General features: G+C 61.4%; 13 protein-coding genes. 11 read left to right on the top strand and 2 right to left on the bottom strand.

Annotated elements, in window-relative coordinates:
• Positions 1-82: 82 nt before the first annotated feature.
• On the bottom strand, positions 83-1786 hold the full coding sequence (locus GIW57_RS02835) for a type IV secretory system conjugative DNA transfer family protein (protein WP_236509120.1): 1704 nt from the start codon (positions 1784-1786) through the stop codon (positions 83-85).
• 103 nt (positions 1787-1889) lie between these two features.
• The gene (locus GIW57_RS02830) at positions 1890-2456 is read right to left on the bottom strand and encodes a hypothetical protein (protein WP_236509108.1); all 567 of its coding nucleotides are present in this window, start codon (positions 2454-2456) and stop codon (positions 1890-1892) included.
• Between the two features lie 529 nt (positions 2457-2985).
• Between GIW57_RS02830 and GIW57_RS02825 the strand changes: the two genes are divergently transcribed.
• The 11 genes from GIW57_RS02825 to GIW57_RS02775 all read left to right on the top strand — a co-directional run bounded on the left by GIW57_RS02825 (position 2986) and on the right by GIW57_RS02775 (position 13548).
• Positions 2986-3474, top strand: a complete 489-nt coding sequence (locus tag GIW57_RS02825; protein WP_236509107.1) for a toxin co-regulated pilus biosynthesis Q family protein — start codon at positions 2986-2988, stop codon at positions 3472-3474.
• 9 nt (positions 3475-3483) lie between these two features.
• Positions 3484-4440, top strand: coding sequence for a type IV secretion system protein (locus GIW57_RS02820; RefSeq protein ID WP_236509106.1), 957 nt, complete (start codon positions 3484-3486; stop codon positions 4438-4440).
• Complete coding sequence (locus GIW57_RS02815) at positions 4437-5213, top strand: TrbG/VirB9 family P-type conjugative transfer protein (RefSeq protein ID WP_100462880.1); 777 nt, start codon at positions 4437-4439, stop codon at positions 5211-5213. The genes GIW57_RS02820 and GIW57_RS02815 overlap by 4 nt, the downstream gene beginning before the upstream one ends.
• Positions 5210-6400, top strand: a complete 1191-nt coding sequence (locus GIW57_RS23760; protein WP_236509105.1) for a TrbI/VirB10 family protein — start codon at positions 5210-5212, stop codon at positions 6398-6400. Before GIW57_RS02815 ends, GIW57_RS23760 begins: the two co-directional genes overlap by 4 nt.
• 19 nt (positions 6401-6419) lie before the next feature.
• A complete protein-coding gene (virB11, locus tag GIW57_RS02805; RefSeq protein WP_100462882.1) occupies positions 6420-7454 on the top strand; it encodes a P-type DNA transfer ATPase VirB11 in 1035 nt (344 codons plus the stop codon).
• Positions 7455-7539: 85 nt separating this feature from the next.
• Complete coding sequence (locus tag GIW57_RS23755; protein WP_329605739.1) at positions 7540-8421, top strand: lytic transglycosylase domain-containing protein; 882 nt, start codon at positions 7540-7542, stop codon at positions 8419-8421.
• A gap of 76 nt (positions 8422-8497) precedes the next feature.
• Positions 8498-8878 (top strand): TrbC/VirB2 family protein, encoded by a 381-nt coding sequence (locus GIW57_RS02795; protein ID WP_100462884.1) that lies wholly within the window; start codon positions 8498-8500, stop codon positions 8876-8878.
• Positions 8871-9185: a VirB3 family type IV secretion system protein gene (locus GIW57_RS02790; RefSeq protein WP_093818882.1), complete on the top strand. Its 315-nt coding sequence runs from the start codon at positions 8871-8873 to the stop codon at positions 9183-9185. Before GIW57_RS02795 ends, GIW57_RS02790 begins: the two co-directional genes overlap by 8 nt.
• A gap of 4 nt (positions 9186-9189) precedes the next feature.
• Entirely contained in the window at positions 9190-11655 is a 2466-nt protein-coding gene (locus GIW57_RS02785; protein WP_100462885.1) for a VirB4 family type IV secretion/conjugal transfer ATPase, read from the top strand.
• Positions 11656-11788: 133 nt separating this feature from the next.
• Positions 11789-12523 (top strand): hypothetical protein, encoded by a 735-nt coding sequence (locus GIW57_RS02780; RefSeq protein WP_236509104.1) that lies wholly within the window; start codon positions 11789-11791, stop codon positions 12521-12523.
• A gap of 17 nt (positions 12524-12540) precedes the next feature.
• Entirely contained in the window at positions 12541-13548 is a 1008-nt protein-coding gene (locus GIW57_RS02775; protein ID WP_093818885.1) for a type IV secretion system protein, read from the top strand.
• The last annotated feature ends 1289 nt before the right edge of the window (positions 13549-14837 follow it).

Below are 14837 nucleotides of genomic sequence, written 5' to 3'. Positions count from 1 at the left end.
CCTTGTTGTGTGCAATCCATGGCGGGCGGCCAGCGTAGCGGCCCGGTGTGGCGTCATTGCCACGCGTTCAGAAGACAACGGGTTACGACGAGGTAGCGCTGGATACGCCGCGGTGAGCCTGGGTTGGACCGGCGGCCTGCAGGGTCAGCGGTTTCACCTCGGCCCGTTCCAGCAAGCGCTTGGTGAAATAACGGTCCTTGTAGTACCGGATCTTGCTGCACAGCACCGGATTGGGCAGCCCTTCGTAAAGCACGATCTCCTTGTCCGGGCCCATCGCCTTCAGCTCCTGCGGCAGCATCAGTGCGCGCTTCTCCAGCACCTCGTTGTCTGAAACCGAGCGCGCGCTGCCACGTGAATGCGTCCGCGACCGGCGGCGCACCGTCGTGTAGCCCAGCATTTCGGAGTAATCGTTCGCGTCCTGCTGCTCGCGAGGCGCGTAGATGATCTGCAGCGCATGGTTGGTGATGATGGTGCGCGACAGCTCCTTGCCATACACAGCGTCAAGCTGCGCCATCGACTGGATGATGGGCAGCAGCCGCAGATTGTAGCCGGCCATGTACGCAACAGCTTTGGAAATGATGTCGACGCGGCCGATCGAGGTGAACTCGTCCATCAGCAGCAGGCACTGGTGCTTCAGCGATTTGTCATTCTGCGGAAGCGTGCGTGTGTTGACGTTGATCAACTGGCTGAAGAACAGGTTGACGATCAGCCGGCTCTCGGCCAGCTTGTTGGGCTGGATGCCGACGTAGATGGTCATGCGCTTGCGGCGTATGTCATCAAGACGGAAATCATCGGCACTGGTTGCTGCGTCCAGTACGGGGTTGAGCCACGGGTTGAGCGGCTCGCGGAACGAACCGATGATGGAAGCGAACGTTACGTCGGCCTGCGACAACAGGCCGGCAAAGGCGGCGCGCGCCTGGGAACTGAGAAACGAAGATTCCGTGAGCTTCTGCAGGTACGGCTTCAGTTCACCGCCATCACCCGAAGACAGTCGCAGGATGGCGCCAAGCGTTGGATAGGGGGTGCCAGCGAGCGCGTCCCGAAGTTCGAACTGGTAGAGGGTGAAGGCAAGGAATGCATTGCGCGCCTGGCTGGTCCAGAACTTGTCCTTGTCGTCGCCGTCCGGGTACAGCATGGCGGCGATGGCTTGCAGGTCCGACACCCGGAATGCGGGGTCGCTGGACACATACGTCAGGGGATTCCAGCGGTGCGTCCGTCGATCTTCCGCGAAAGGGTTGAACAGGTAGATCTCGTGGCCGATCGATTTTCTCCAGCCGGACGTCAGGTCGAAGTTCTCCTGCTTGATGTCCAGAACCACCGCCGACTCGCGGTAGTCGAGCAGATTGGGGATGACCACGCCGACACCCTTGCCCGAGCGGGTAGGTGCGGCGAGGATGACGAACTGTTGACCAGACAGGCGCAGCAGCTTGCCGTTCATCTGGCCCAGCACGATGCCGTCATCCGGACTCTTGAAGAAGCCCTTGCCTGCAAGGTCCATCATGCTGGCAAAGCGTGCCTGACCATGGATGTTGCTGTGGCTGCGCAGCTTGAACATCATGATGGTGATGCCTGCCCACAGCAGGAACATCAGGCCGAACGCAACGCAGCCTGCCGCCTTGATCCGCCATGCGTACGGCTGCACGCGCGGATGGTCGATGTTGCGCATGTAGTCGAAGAAGGTGCCAAAGCCGCTGACGCGGGTGTCCAGCCCCAGGAACAGCACGGACAGATAGCTCGCCAGGTAGATCGCTGCGATCGACAGCAGTGCGGCCAATATGGCGCAGATGACAAGACGGTTTGTGTTCAAGGCAGTTCCTTCGACCCGGACAATGGCTCTTGCTGGATGGGCTTTGCTATCGGCAGATTATGGATATGGGCAGCACGCGGTTCTACTTTCCGCTCGCTGCGGAGTTGGCGCGGGCTTCAATCAGAACGTACTCATCGTTCTTGCGCCAGCGCTGCAGGCCGTCTTCCAGCTTGATGCAGGGGCGGCCGTCACAGGAAGTGATCGAAACCTGCTGCACGGCTTCAAGAACCTGTGCATCCACTTTGGCCTGCTGGGCACGCTGGACGTTGGCCTGGGCAAAGTAGGCGGTGCAGCCGATGATCGCCACCGCGCCCACGCTCAGTGCGGCCAGGGCCTTCCAGGTGAGCATGCGCAGGCGTACCGCCATCGCCCCCTGTTCGCGCGACAGTTGTTCGGCCAGCGCAGCCAGTCGATCACCCGTGTCACCGATGGCTTCAACCGCCGCCGGGATCTCCTGCGACAGTGCCTCGCGGACGGCGGCACGGGCGCTCTGTGCGAGTTCGGCACGTCCGCTGGCTACGCCTTGGCCTACTTCGGTCGCGGCGCGTTGCAGCTGCTGGGCGGAGGCCTCCTGAGCTGCGGCAGCTTTCTCGCACTGCTGGGTCAGGTGGCCGGCGAGCAAGGCTGCATTTGCAACGAATTCTTCCATCCTGGAGTGATCCACTTCACACCTGCTGAGTCATCAGCCCTTGGGCGGGGCTGGGAATGGTGCCAGATTCGTCAGGAATATGCTGACTGTGAATTCCTGCTCATTTGCAGTAGGCAAGTGTCACGATTTCGCTGTATTCTGATTAGGAAAGATGATATTTGCGATGTTCATCACATTTACGTTTGTGAATTTGCGGGATCTAGTTCACAACATGAGCACGTCTACATAGATATTCTTCGACACCATAAGATGGCGCCCATTCGCATCGGTACTGGGGAGGTATCGATGCAGGTAAGGGTCATCCCGATTGACAAAGGATTGAATCAGAGAAATGGAGATTTCATGATCGCATGCATAGATTTGGGGAACGCGTCTCAGGCCTGACCTGTGGACGCGATCGTATTGCGCGCGTTCCTGCTGCCGGCATTGCTGCAGGCGAAGGGATGTGCTGCGCAGTCATAGCTCTTTCAGCAGAACTTCGACGCCTTGCCTGGCGTTGTCGTGGTCTGTTGGCATGGATTCGTAACCCGTGAATGGTGATTTCGTGAGCCGCAGGATGCCTAGCCGGAATTTGATTGCTGTTGCTGTTGTCTCGATGACGGTTCTCCTGGCCGGTTGTGTCACGCCGCCTGCGCCCGAACCGCGTGGCAAGTGGAGGCCGGTGAACCGGCTGTCCGACGTCACCCATGCCATCCCTCTGCAGCAGACCCATGTCTATCAGTCCTCACCCACGGACAGCACCCTCAAGGGGCTGCTGACGCGCTGGGCGAAAGACGGGGGCATGACGTTGTCCTACCTGCACCCGAACGACTACACGCTGTACGTGCCGGTGGGTGACATCCGCACGACCAGCATCGTCGAAGCGGCAGCCGAGCTGTCCCGCGCCTATGCGGGGCAGGGCGTCGTGGTTTCGGTGGAGAAGTCGCGAATCATCGTGAGCGTGGCGGGTGGTTCGACCGACGTGGAGCCTCTGCCTGCAGCGGGCATCGCACCGATGTCGCCGACTCCGGCACGCTGAGGAACTGGCATGTTTGGAAAGAAGAAGACCGATACCGCGGCCGTCGAGAATGCTGTCTCCCAAGGCGTCAGCTATGAGATCTCCCTGGCCGAGCGTTCGCGCCGCAGCGAGCGTCGCGCGTGGACGGTAGCGTGGTGTGCCGTGCTGATGTCGGTCCTGCTGGCCGCCGGATACCTGCTGTTCCTGCCGCTGAAGGAGCGCGTTCCTTATCTGGTCATGGCTGACCCTTACACCGGCTCGGCCACCGTTGCGCGCCTGCGCGGCAACTTCGGCGACCGCGATGTCACCGCCGAAGAAGCCATCAACAAGAGCAACGTCGCCCAGTTCGTGCTGGCGCGCGAGTCGTATGACTCCGGCCTTATCGGCCAGCGCAACTGGCGGACCACGCTGTCGATGGCTGGCCCGGCCGTGGCGCCGGACTACACGAACCTGCATTCCGAGGCGAACCCGGCGCGCCCTTACCGGATCTATGGTGCATCGCGCGCGCTGCATGTGCGCATCACCAGCATCGTGCTGATCGGGGGCGGCCAGGGGCGGCGTCCGACCGGTGCCACCGTACGCTTCCAGCGCAGCGTGTTCGACAAGAGCACCGGTCGTTCCGAACCATTGGACAACAAGATTGCCACGCTGGAGTTCATCTACGATCCAGAACTGCGTCTGGCCGATGAAGACCGGTTGCTCAATCCGCTTGGCTTCCGGGTGGCGAACTACCGCGTCGACAATGATTTCGCGCCGGCACCCAGCGCTCCGGCCGCAGTGCCGTATACCGCCGCACCGCAGGCGCAGGTGCCTGCGCAGGGGGTTGCGCCAATGCCCGGCCAGCCGGTGGATCCGTCCTATCCCGGCGGCGCCACCAATCAGCCAGCGCAGGCCACGCAGCCTGGTGCAGTGAATTCTGGCGCATCGCCGCCGCAACCGGCCGAGCAGACCGGCTACGTGCCCGCACAAGGGGGAGTTGAACGATGAGTAGTACGTTGCAGTCGTTGCTGCGCGCGGGGCTGGCACTGCTGTTGTGTGTAGGCGCTGTCGCGCCGGCAGCGGCGAAGGTCATCGAGGACTACGAGTACGCGCCGGATCGCATCTACCAGGTGCGAACCGGCCTGGGCATCACCACCCAGATCGAACTGAGTCCGCATGAGCAGATACTGGATTACAGCAGTGGCTTCGGCGGCGGCTGGGAGATCAGTCGCCGTGAGAACGTGTTCTACCTGAAGCCGAAGAATGTCGACGTCGACACCAATCTGCTGGTGCGTACGGCGGCACATTCCTACATCTTCGAACTGAAGGTTGTGGCCACGAGCTGGCGCGCACTGGATGATGCCAAGGCCTCTGGCGTCCAGTACAAGGTCCGCCTTGTCTATCCGGCCGATACCGAGTTCAGCGCCAAGAAGGAAAAGGAAGCCGACGCACCGGTGGCGGCCCTTGATACCCGGCTTGTTCCCGGTCGTGACTACTACTACGGTTACGACTACACGTACAAGAAGCGCCAGCCGACGTGGTTGGTCCCGTCTTCGGTGTATGACGATCGCAGCTTCACCTACATCCGCATGGGTGACCGCAGCCGGTTCCCGAGCGGCAACTTCCCGGCCGTCTTCGCGCGTGACAGCGAGTCCGGCGACGAGTTCATCGTCAACTCGACCGTGGAAGGAGACACGATTGTCGTCCATGGCACCTATGCCTACCTCGTCGTGCGCCACGGCGACAACGCGATTGCCCTGCGCAGGAGACCGGAGCAGTGAACCAGATTCCACCGAATGAACACGTCGATCCGGCGCCGGAGCCGCGCCCGCTCGACAATCCGTATACCCGGCGTGCCTCTGCCGAACCGGAGCTCGACGCCGAGAGCCCCTACCTGCGTGCCGATGACGTCCAGCGACTGAACCGCAAGGCTCTGCTGTTCCTCGGCATCATCGTCATCGTGCTGGCGGGCCTGGCGGCATGGATCTTCTCCGGTGGCTTGTCTTCGCCTGACAAGCCGGCCGCGAAAGCGCCGCGCCAGGAAGTCGTGATTCCTGCGGCGCCGCGCGACCTGCCTGCGTTGCCATCGGAGCGCGCAATGGCACAGTCCGCTGCGCCGATGGAGGAATTGCCGCCGTTGCCGCTCGTCGACGAGTCGCAATCCGGCCGCGGCATGAGCTCCATGGGTTCGATGCCGGGTATGGGACAGCAGCAGGCCGAACGCGGCCCCAGCCTGCTTGAACGCCGCATGGGCGATGCCGCTGCGGCCGACCGCAATGCCGGGAGCGAGCCTGCCGCAGGTGGACTGGGTGCGGTACTGGGCGGGCAGGGACCGGCATCGCGCGGCGTCGTCGACGGGCCGACCAGTGCGCAGCCACTCTACAAGCCCAATACGCTGCTGCTGCGGGGCACCTACATCCGCTGCGTGCTGCAGGCGCGCGTGATTTCCGATTTCCCTGGTTATACCTCCTGTGTAGTCACCGAACCGGTTTACTCGGTCGACGGTCAGCGCCTGCTGCTGCCTCGCGGTTCCAAGGTGCAGGGTTCCTACGGTGCCGACGGCATGATCGGCAACCGCGTGGCCATCGTGTGGGATCGCATCACCACGCCGACCGGGCTGGACATCAACATGAGCAGTCCCGGTGTGGACATGCTTGGTTCGGCTGGCACCCCGGGTTACTACAACGCCCACTGGGGCCAGCGCATCGCGTCGTCGCTGCTGATCAGCATCCTCGCGGATGGTTTCAAGTATGCCGCTGCAGAGAACGGCCCGCAGACCTCGACCATTGTCAACGGCGCGGTGGTGCAGAACCCGTATGAGAGCGCCACCGCACGCACCATGGAGCGGATGGCCAATCTCGCCATGGAGCGCAACATGACACGTCCGCCGACCGTCACCATCAACCAGGGCACGATCGTGAATGTCTACGTTGCACGCGACGTCGACTTCTCTTCCGTGATCCGCTGATCAGCATCCTGCAGAAGAAATGAACGCCGAATCCGCCACCGCCCGGGTGTCCAGCGCTTTTCTGGATTACCAGTACCAGATCCTCGGGATCGGCGAACACATGCATTCGTCCGACGTCACCGAGATCTGTATCAACCAGCCGGGAGAGTTGTACCTGGAAACCCGGGCGGGTTGGCAGCGGTTGGAAGTTCCGTCGTTGACGTTCGAGCGCGCGCGTCAGTTCTGCACTGCCGTGGTCAACGAAAGCAATACGGGGCAGCGCATCACCGACGCCGATCCAATGGTGTCGCTGACATTCCCTACCGGGCAGCGCGCGCAGTTCGTCATTCCGCCGGCATGTGATGCCGGCCGCGTATCGATCACCATCCGTCTGCCGGCGCGCTTCGGCAAGACGCTGGAGCAGTATGAGGATGACGGTTTCTTCAGTGAGATCCTCGAACAGGCTCCGACGCTCGGCGACCATGACAGGGAGCTGGTCGAGCTGCGCGCGCAGCGCGACTACGCGAACTTCTTCAAGAAGGCCGTGCAGTACCACAAGAACATCGTGGTTTCCGGTGCCACCGGCAGCGGCAAGACAACCTTCATGAAGTCGCTGGTCAACCATATTTCACACAACGAGCGCCTGGTCACCATCGAAGACGCCCGCGAGTTGTTCCTGCAGCAGCCCAACGTGGTGCATCTTCTGTATTCGAAGGGTGGCCAGAGCACCAGCAATACGAGCGCCAAGTCGTGCATGGAAGCATGCCTGCGCATGAAGCCGGACCGGATCATCCTTGCCGAGCTGCGTGGTGATGAGTCCTTCTACTTCATCCGCAACTGCGCGTCCGGTCACCCGGGCTCGATTACCAGTTGCCACGCAGGCAGCACCTCGCAGACCTGGGATCAGCTGGCGCTGATGGTGAAGGCATCGGCAGAAGGCTCGGGCCTGGAATTCGAGGTCATCAAGCGCCTGCTCAAGCTCACCATCGACGTGGTGGTTCACATCAAGGCGCACGCCGGGCGCCGCTTCATCACCGGTATCGATTTCGATCCGACACGAGGGTTGGCTGCATGAACCCGTACATCGCTTCCCGGCTGTCGGCGCGCGCGCCTGCCGGCAAGGGCGTGGCCCATCGTGCGAATGATAGAAGGAGGATGGCATGCTGCCTGGACTGGAAATGATGGCCTGCGCCGATCTGGCTGTGCCTGCGGAAGTCATGCGCCATGTGGTCAACGTCGAGTCGTCGTTCAACCCCTTCGCCATCGGCGTAGTGGGTGGTCGGCTCGCTCGCCAGCCGAAGAACCTCGCCGAAGCGGTGTCCACCAGTCGCATGTTGGAGCGCGAGGGCTACAATTTTTCCCTCGGCATCGCGCAGGTAAACCGGTACAACCTCAATCGGCACGGTCTGGACAGCTACGAGAAGGCATTCAACGTGTGTCCGAACCTGCAGGCGGGTTCGCGCATCCTGGCCGAGTGCTATGCGCGCTCCGGTCAGGACTGGGGCAAGGCCTTCAGTTGCTATTACTCGGGAAATTTCACTACCGGCTTCCGTCACGGCTACGTGGACAAGGTAATGACGTCCTGGCGGGGTGTGGGCGGCCAGAACATGCAGGCCGTGGCAAGCACCGCCATTCCGGTCATCCGCAACGGCGTGCCCACCGGCACGACGACGACGTATCGTCGCGCTGTGCGCGATGAGGCGGCGGAACGCCTGGCGCGGCGGGTCGAGGAAGCCGCGCTTGCACGCGTGCTGCCGATGCCGGGTGCGGTCCAGAACGCGCCGCAGCCCCTTCCCGCGCCTGCAACGGCGCCTGCGCCAGCTGCTTTCGGCGGCGCGCGGGTTGCGGACGTGATGCCGGTCAATGACGCGCCGGTGCGCGTGCAGCCAATGGGCGCTGGCCCCAATGTCTGGCCCGGCGCAGGGCAGGCTGCACAGCCGGCCCCTGCAGCCACTCCAGGTTCCACCGGCGCAGCGGGGGGACCTGTCTCCGCCATGCCGGCAATCGCAGCGCCGCCGCGCGACGCTGCGCTGGTGTTCTAGCACCACGCCTCACAGGTTGCCCCCGCAGCCTGGCAATTCCGCAGTATCCCTTTCCATTCAACAGAAGAGACCCACCATGAAGCACGATGCCAACATCACCAACGCCCGCCGCACCGTTGCCGCCATTGCCATGGCCAGCCTGTGCATGCTGCCGCTCGTTGCCAGTGCCCAGGATCCGTCGGGCGCACAGTCCAGCGTGACCGGCTTCTTCACCAACCTCAATTCGCTGCTGAACATCGCGTCGATTGCCGTGGTGACCATCGCGGTGATCTTCGCCGGCTACCAGATCGCCTTCAACCACAAGCGCATCAGTGATGTGGCGCCGGTCCTGATCGGTGGCTTCCTGATCGGCGCCGCCGCACAGATCGCCAACATGCTGCTGCCGGACAACGTGGGCAACATCGGCAGCAATTCCAGCACGATCAGCGTCATGGGTCAGCTGCTGCAGTATGCGTAAGGACGCGCTCTTCCGCGGTTGCACGCGGCCGGCGATGTTCCTGGGGGTGCCTTACCTGCCCTTCGCGATCGCCGCTGGCTCGTGCCTGCTCATGGGCTTCTACTTCAACATGTACTACCTGCTGCTTCTGCCGGTGGTCATCATGGTGATGCGGCAGATGGCACGGCAGGACGAGATGATCTTCCGCATGCTGGGCCTGCGCTGGACGTTCCGGGCCAGGGTACGCAACATCAAGCATCACAATGGCATGTGGGTGTTCACCCCGAACAGCTACAGACCCACTCTCCAAGACACGAAGACGGATTAGCCCCATGCAGGCGCCAGACACCTCCATCGCCGATTTCATCCCGCTGTCTTCCCACGTGTCTCCGCACGTGGTGAAGACAACCGGTGGCGACTTCCTGATCGTCTGGCGCCTGGATGGGCTGCCGTTCGTTGGCCGCGAAGAGTGGGAGTTGGAGCACAAGCACAACACCTTCAACCGCATGCTGCAGACCCTGCGTGCGCCGGATTTCGTCAATGTCGCCTTCTGGGTGCACGACATCCGTCGCCGTGGCCGCGTGGATATCCGCAGCAAGTACGACCAGGTCTTCAACCAGCAGATGTCCGACGAGTACTACGATCGTCTCTCATCGCAGAAGATCATGCAGAACGAGCTGTACCTGACCATGATCTATCGCCCGATCATGGTGGGCAAGAAGTTCGTCGAACGCTCCAGTGACATCGGTCGCCTGCAATCCGAACAGGACCAGGCCATCAACAAGCTGATGGAGCTTGCCGGCAACGTGGAAGCGGTACTGAAGGACTACGCCCCGCACCGGCTGTCCATGTATGAAGCGGACAACGGCGTGGTGTTTTCCGAGGTGCTGACGTTCTTCGGCTATCTGCTCAACCGCATCGACGAGCCGGTACCGGTATTGCGCGCCTCGGTGAACGAGTACCTGCCGGTCTCGCGGCATATGTTCTCGGCCAAATCCGGTGACTACGTCATCAATACGCCCAATGGTCGCAATCACTACGGTGCCATCCTCAACATCAAGGAATACACCGACGGTACCTATCCAGGCATCCTCAACGGCTTGAAGTACCTGGATTTCGAGTACGTCATCACCCATTCCTTCAGCCCGATGGGGCGCCAGGATGCGTTGAAGGTGCTCGAGCGTACCAAGGGCATGATGATCTCCTCGGGTGACAAGGCCGTCAGCCAGATCTCCGAGATGGACCATGCCATGGACCAGGTCGCCTCGGGCAATTTCGTGCTGGGTGAATACCACTTCATCATGGCGCTGTACGCAGAAGACCAGAAAACGCTGTCGCAGAATCTGGCGACAACGCGGGCGGAGCTGTCCAATGCCGGTTTTATTTCGACCAAGGAAGACCTGGCAGTGTGCTCGTCGTTCTATTCGCAGCTGCCGGCCAACTGGAAGTACCGTACACGCCTGGCCAACGTCAGCTCGCTGAATTTCCTCGGGCTGTCGCCGCTGCACAATTTTGCTACCGGCAAGCGCGACAACAACCCCTGGGGTGAGTGCCTGACGGTGCTGCAGACCACCAATGGCCAGCCCTACTACTTCAATTTCCATGCCACCCACCCGGCTGAGAATTCGCTGGGTGAGAAGGCCATCGGCAACACCATGGTCATCGGCAAGTCCGGTACCGGCAAGACCGCGCTGATCAATTTCCTTCTCAGCCAGGTGCAGAAGTACGAACCGGCGCCGACCATCTTCTTCTTCGACAAGGATCGCGGTGCGGAGATCTTCGTGCGCGCCTGCGGTGGCAATTACCTGGCCCTGGACAACGGCAAGCCGACCGGCTTCAATCCGTTCCAGTGCGAGCGCAATGATGCCAATGTCCAGTTCCTGGGCGACTTGATCAAGGTGCTGGCCGGCAAGACCAGTTACACCGCGCGTGAGGAAGAGGATATCTTCCGCGCCGTGGAAAGCATGCTCGACATGCCGATGCACCTGCGTTCGATGTCCAACTTCCAGAAGAGTCTGCCCAATATGGGCGATGACGGCCTGTATGCGCGCCTGCGCAAGTGGACCGCCGGCAATACGCTGGGGTGGGTGTTCGACAATCCGACCGACATCATCGACCTGCAGCGCGCCAACATCATCGGCTTCGACTACACCGATGTGATCGACAACGTGGAAGTGCGTGTGCCGGTCATCAACTACCTGCTGCACCGGCTGGAAGAGCTGATCGACGGTCGTCCGCTGATCTACGTGATGGACGAGTTCTGGAAGATCCTCGACGGTGGCGGGGCGCTGAAGGAATTTGCCAAGAACAAGCAGAAGACCATCCGTAAACAGAACGGCCTGGGCATCTTCGCTACGCAGAGCCCGGAAGACGCGCTGGCCAGCGATATTTCCGCCGCGCTGATCGAGCAGACCGCCACGCTGATCCTGTTGCCCAATCCCAGTGCCTCCCGCGAGGATTACATGGAGGGCCTGAAACTGACCGAGGCGGAGTTCGAGGTCGTGGTCAGCCTCGATGAACGTTCGCGCAGCTTCCTGGTCAAGCAGGGCCATGGTTCTACCGTGTGCCAGTTGAACCTCCGCGGCATGGACGATGCACTGGCCGTGATCAGTGCCAGCACCGACAACATCGAAATTCTCGACAAGGTCCTGAACGATCAATCCCAGCGCCTGGAAGTGGATCGTGACGAGTTGACACCCGAGGAGTGGTTGCAGGCGTTCTACGAGAATCGCAAGGGATCTGGACGATCCGGCAACCGCAGCAGTGATACCCCTGGCCGCCGCGCTGTCCTGCGCTGAGCGGCGATCCCCCCGAACCAGACGAAGTGAAGAACAGCAGAGGTGAACCATGAACCAGCAAGGACATCGCCGTAACGATCGCCAGCCGAGCTTCGGCCATGCATGGAAGCAGACATTCGGTGCTTCCCTGGCCATGCCGCGCGCCAACAAATGGGTCATCCTTTCGCTGGCCATCGTCTCGTTGCTGGGAACCGGTGCCGCCATGGCGGCATGGCAGGTCAGCGACTCAAAGACCCAGGACCGGCTCAGGGACATCAACGGCAACATCGGCAGCAACGGCACCGTCACCGGGCGCCTGACCGAGGTGCGCGACCGCATTGGCAACAACGGCACGGTCACCGGCCAGCTCAACGACGTCAACCGAAAACTGCGTGTGGCTCCGCGTTCGAACACGACGACGCCGGAGATGATCGCGACGCCGTCCGGGGAGGAGGCGCTGAATGCGACCCAGCCGACATCGTTGAACATCGTCATGGACCAGCTTTGCACGGCAGGCGCAAGCACCACCCTCGGCCAGCAGCAGCAGCAGCTGTGCACGGCCGCTGCGCAGACCGAGCTGGCGCAGTATCGCTTCTCGATGCGCATGTTCGAGCGTGCACAGCAAAACTATGACCGACTCAAGCAGCTCGAGGATCGCAGGCGTGCGCTTACCGCCGACGACTACGCCAACGTCCAGTACAACACCAATGAACTACTGGCGCTGACGGCACTGATGGACAACGACCGTGATCGCTACCGGACATACATGTCTGCCTATGACGCCCGCGTCGCCCACATCCAGAATGCCCGTGCCGCACTGACGCGCAATGCGCTGAAGGGTAGCGGCAGCGTCAATGTGCCGACTGGTCTCAGCATCCCAGGCCTCTAAGGATCAGGAGTAGTTTGATGAACGGCATCGATCTGGGCCAATTCACACAGTGGGCATTCTTTGAAATCCTGCTCAACTTCATCAATGGGCGCATCGACAGTTTCCAGGCAGGACTCCTGACACGGACGATGGGTTGGGTCAGTGGTATTGCCTTGACTCTGCTTACCCTATGGGTACTGATGCAGGGTTTCCTGATCGTCACTGGCCGGAGCCGTGAGTCGCTCATGGGGTTGGTGGTGGGGTCGCTGCGCGCGTTTCTCATCGTGATCGCAGCCTCCTCGATGTCGTTTGCTGGCGTCAACTTGACCAACTTCCTCACCAGGACCCTGCCGAACGAGATTCATCGGGTCGTTGCTGACGATGATGGTGATGTTGAAGACTCGATTGACGACAACCTGCGGACGATGGGCCTGATCTTTGCGATGGTCGATGCCCTCCCTGTTGATGGCAGCGCTGAAAACGCTGAGGAGCAGAGGATGGTGACCAACCTGACCGGCATCGGCATCGCCGGCCCTTCGGTGATTGGCGGTGCCATGCTGCTGCTCTACAAGATCGCCCTGGTGTTGTTCGTGGGTTTCGGCCCCATCTTCATCCTGTGCCTGCTCTTCGACCAGACCAAGGAGCTGTTCAAGCGCTGGCTTCTGTATGGAATCGGGACCATGTTCTCGATGGCGGTGCTTTCCTTCATGGTATCGGTCGCTACGGCACTGGTCGCCCGTACCGCGATCGCCATGGTGACGGCCTATCTGCTGTCGGGCACGGACCTTTTTGGAGGCGCTGTTGGCTTCGGTGGTGGTTTGAAGTCTGCTGCCGTTCAGCAGGGTGGTGTTGGACTGCTCATGTCAGTCCTGATGGTCATGGCACCGCCGATCGCGGCAATGTTCTTCAACGGTACGCTGGGTCAGTTCGTGGCCAACTCGAGCTTCGGCAACGTGGGTCGTAACAGCAGTGGTCAGAAGTCGGACTTCCAGCAGGATTGGGTGCAGAAAGACCCTTCAACCGGCACAAGTAGGACTCGTACATGACTATGATGATTAGGATTCTCCTCGCCTCCTGCATGCTGCTCCCGATGGTTGCATCCGGGCAGCAGCCCGGCACGCCCCAATACAACAGCGTCTTTCTGCCCGGGCATGGAGCGGGTGATACAGCACGATCTTCCGTCAACCGGTGGGGGGGCTGGGCGAGAGGGAGCGATCAGAAGACATTGGGCTGGACTGTCTCAGGGCGAAGCGAGCAGGAGGCCCGCGCCTTGGCGGTATCTGATTGCGAGGCACGCGGGGGCAACAATTGTGCAGTCGTTAAGACGTTCGTGAACGCCTGCGCCGCCATTGCGGCCGGACCGACGGATCGTTGGGCTGAAATCTCACCCAAGAGTCTTCGCCAAGCTCGCCGGGGAGCACTTGAGGCGTGCGGTCCTGACTGCAAGATCATTTTCGAAGGATGCGCGCGTACTTGATAGACCAACGCGAACTGGCAGGGCTGGGCAGGTCCTTGGCTTTGGCCAGACAGATTCACGATGGAAGTGTCGTTGAATACGGCATCGCGTCGTGAAGCCGCAAGGAAGAGAGCCTTGAAGAGGTGTGGTGAACAGTGCCGCGTCGTCAAGGAAGTCTGCTCAGTACGCGATTGATATGAGATGGGCCGAGTCGTCACTGGGGCCAGTGGCGACCATCGGTCGAGTGCAAGGACCGGGTTGATGAGTGGTCGGCAGCGATTCCTGACCGCAATCGCCGGAATGCTGGATCATCTTTTGCCCTGCTCATCTGGGGTATTGCATCAGAGCGACAGCTTGGCCCCCCGTTGCGCCAGTCCCGTAAGACAACAGGTGGGGTGGGGGCAGGAATGGGTTCAGAAGCCGCGTCAGAATGCCGGCATAAACTCCACGAGTGACGTATGACTTCGTCGTATCGAATTTTGATCGCCACAACCCTGTTGCTGCCAATGCTGGCGCTTGCGCAAGAAGCTGGTACCCCCCAGTACAACAGCGTTTTTCTGCCGGCGCATGGGGCTGGTGATACCAGGAGGGTCCTCCCGGACAGGTGGGGCGCGTGGGCCAGGGGAGACGATCGGACACTGGGCTGGACTTTCTCGGGCAGGACAAGGGAGGAGGCTGGCCAGCTTGCGATCGCCGACTGCACCGCACGTGGTTCGCGGAATTGCAGGGTGTTGGAGGCCTTTGCTAATGCCTGCGCTGCAATTGCAGCCGGTCCAGACGATCGCAGGTTCTACATTTCGCCGAAGAGCCAGCGGGCCGCTCGGCGGGAGGCGCTTAAGGCTTGCGGCCCCGACTGCAAGATCGTTTTCGAAGGATGTG

Source organism: Stenotrophomonas sp. PA-6-5C (assembly GCF_021605635.1).
GTDB classification, from domain to species: Bacteria; Pseudomonadota; Gammaproteobacteria; order Xanthomonadales; family Xanthomonadaceae; genus Stenotrophomonas; species Stenotrophomonas lactitubi.
Note: the sequence above shows the minus strand (reverse complement) of the source record. Positions and strands in the feature narration are given on the sequence as shown.

What these genes read in the sequence shown, in the direction of transcription:
- GIW57_RS02830 (WP_236509108.1), bottom strand. Translation starts at nt 2,456, where the DNA reads ATGGAAGAATTCGTTGCAAATGCAGCCTTGCTCGCCGGCCACCTGACC.
- GIW57_RS02820 (WP_236509106.1), top strand. Translation starts at nt 3,484, where the DNA reads ATGTTTGGAAAGAAGAAGACCGATACCGCGGCCGTCGAGAATGCTGTC.
- GIW57_RS02815 (WP_100462880.1), top strand. Translation starts at nt 4,437, where the DNA reads ATGAGTAGTACGTTGCAGTCGTTGCTGCGCGCGGGGCTGGCACTGCTG.
- virB11 (WP_100462882.1), top strand. Translation starts at nt 6,420, where the DNA reads ATGAACGCCGAATCCGCCACCGCCCGGGTGTCCAGCGCTTTTCTGGAT.
- GIW57_RS23755 (WP_329605739.1), top strand. Translation starts at nt 7,540, where the DNA reads ATGCTGCCTGGACTGGAAATGATGGCCTGCGCCGATCTGGCTGTGCCT.
- GIW57_RS02795 (WP_100462884.1), top strand. Translation starts at nt 8,498, where the DNA reads ATGAAGCACGATGCCAACATCACCAACGCCCGCCGCACCGTTGCCGCC.
- GIW57_RS02790 (WP_093818882.1), top strand. Translation starts at nt 8,871, where the DNA reads ATGCGTAAGGACGCGCTCTTCCGCGGTTGCACGCGGCCGGCGATGTTC.
- GIW57_RS02785 (WP_100462885.1), top strand. Translation starts at nt 9,190, where the DNA reads ATGCAGGCGCCAGACACCTCCATCGCCGATTTCATCCCGCTGTCTTCC.
- GIW57_RS02780 (WP_236509104.1), top strand. Translation starts at nt 11,789, where the DNA reads ATGCCGCGCGCCAACAAATGGGTCATCCTTTCGCTGGCCATCGTCTCG.
- GIW57_RS02775 (WP_093818885.1), top strand. Translation starts at nt 12,541, where the DNA reads ATGAACGGCATCGATCTGGGCCAATTCACACAGTGGGCATTCTTTGAA.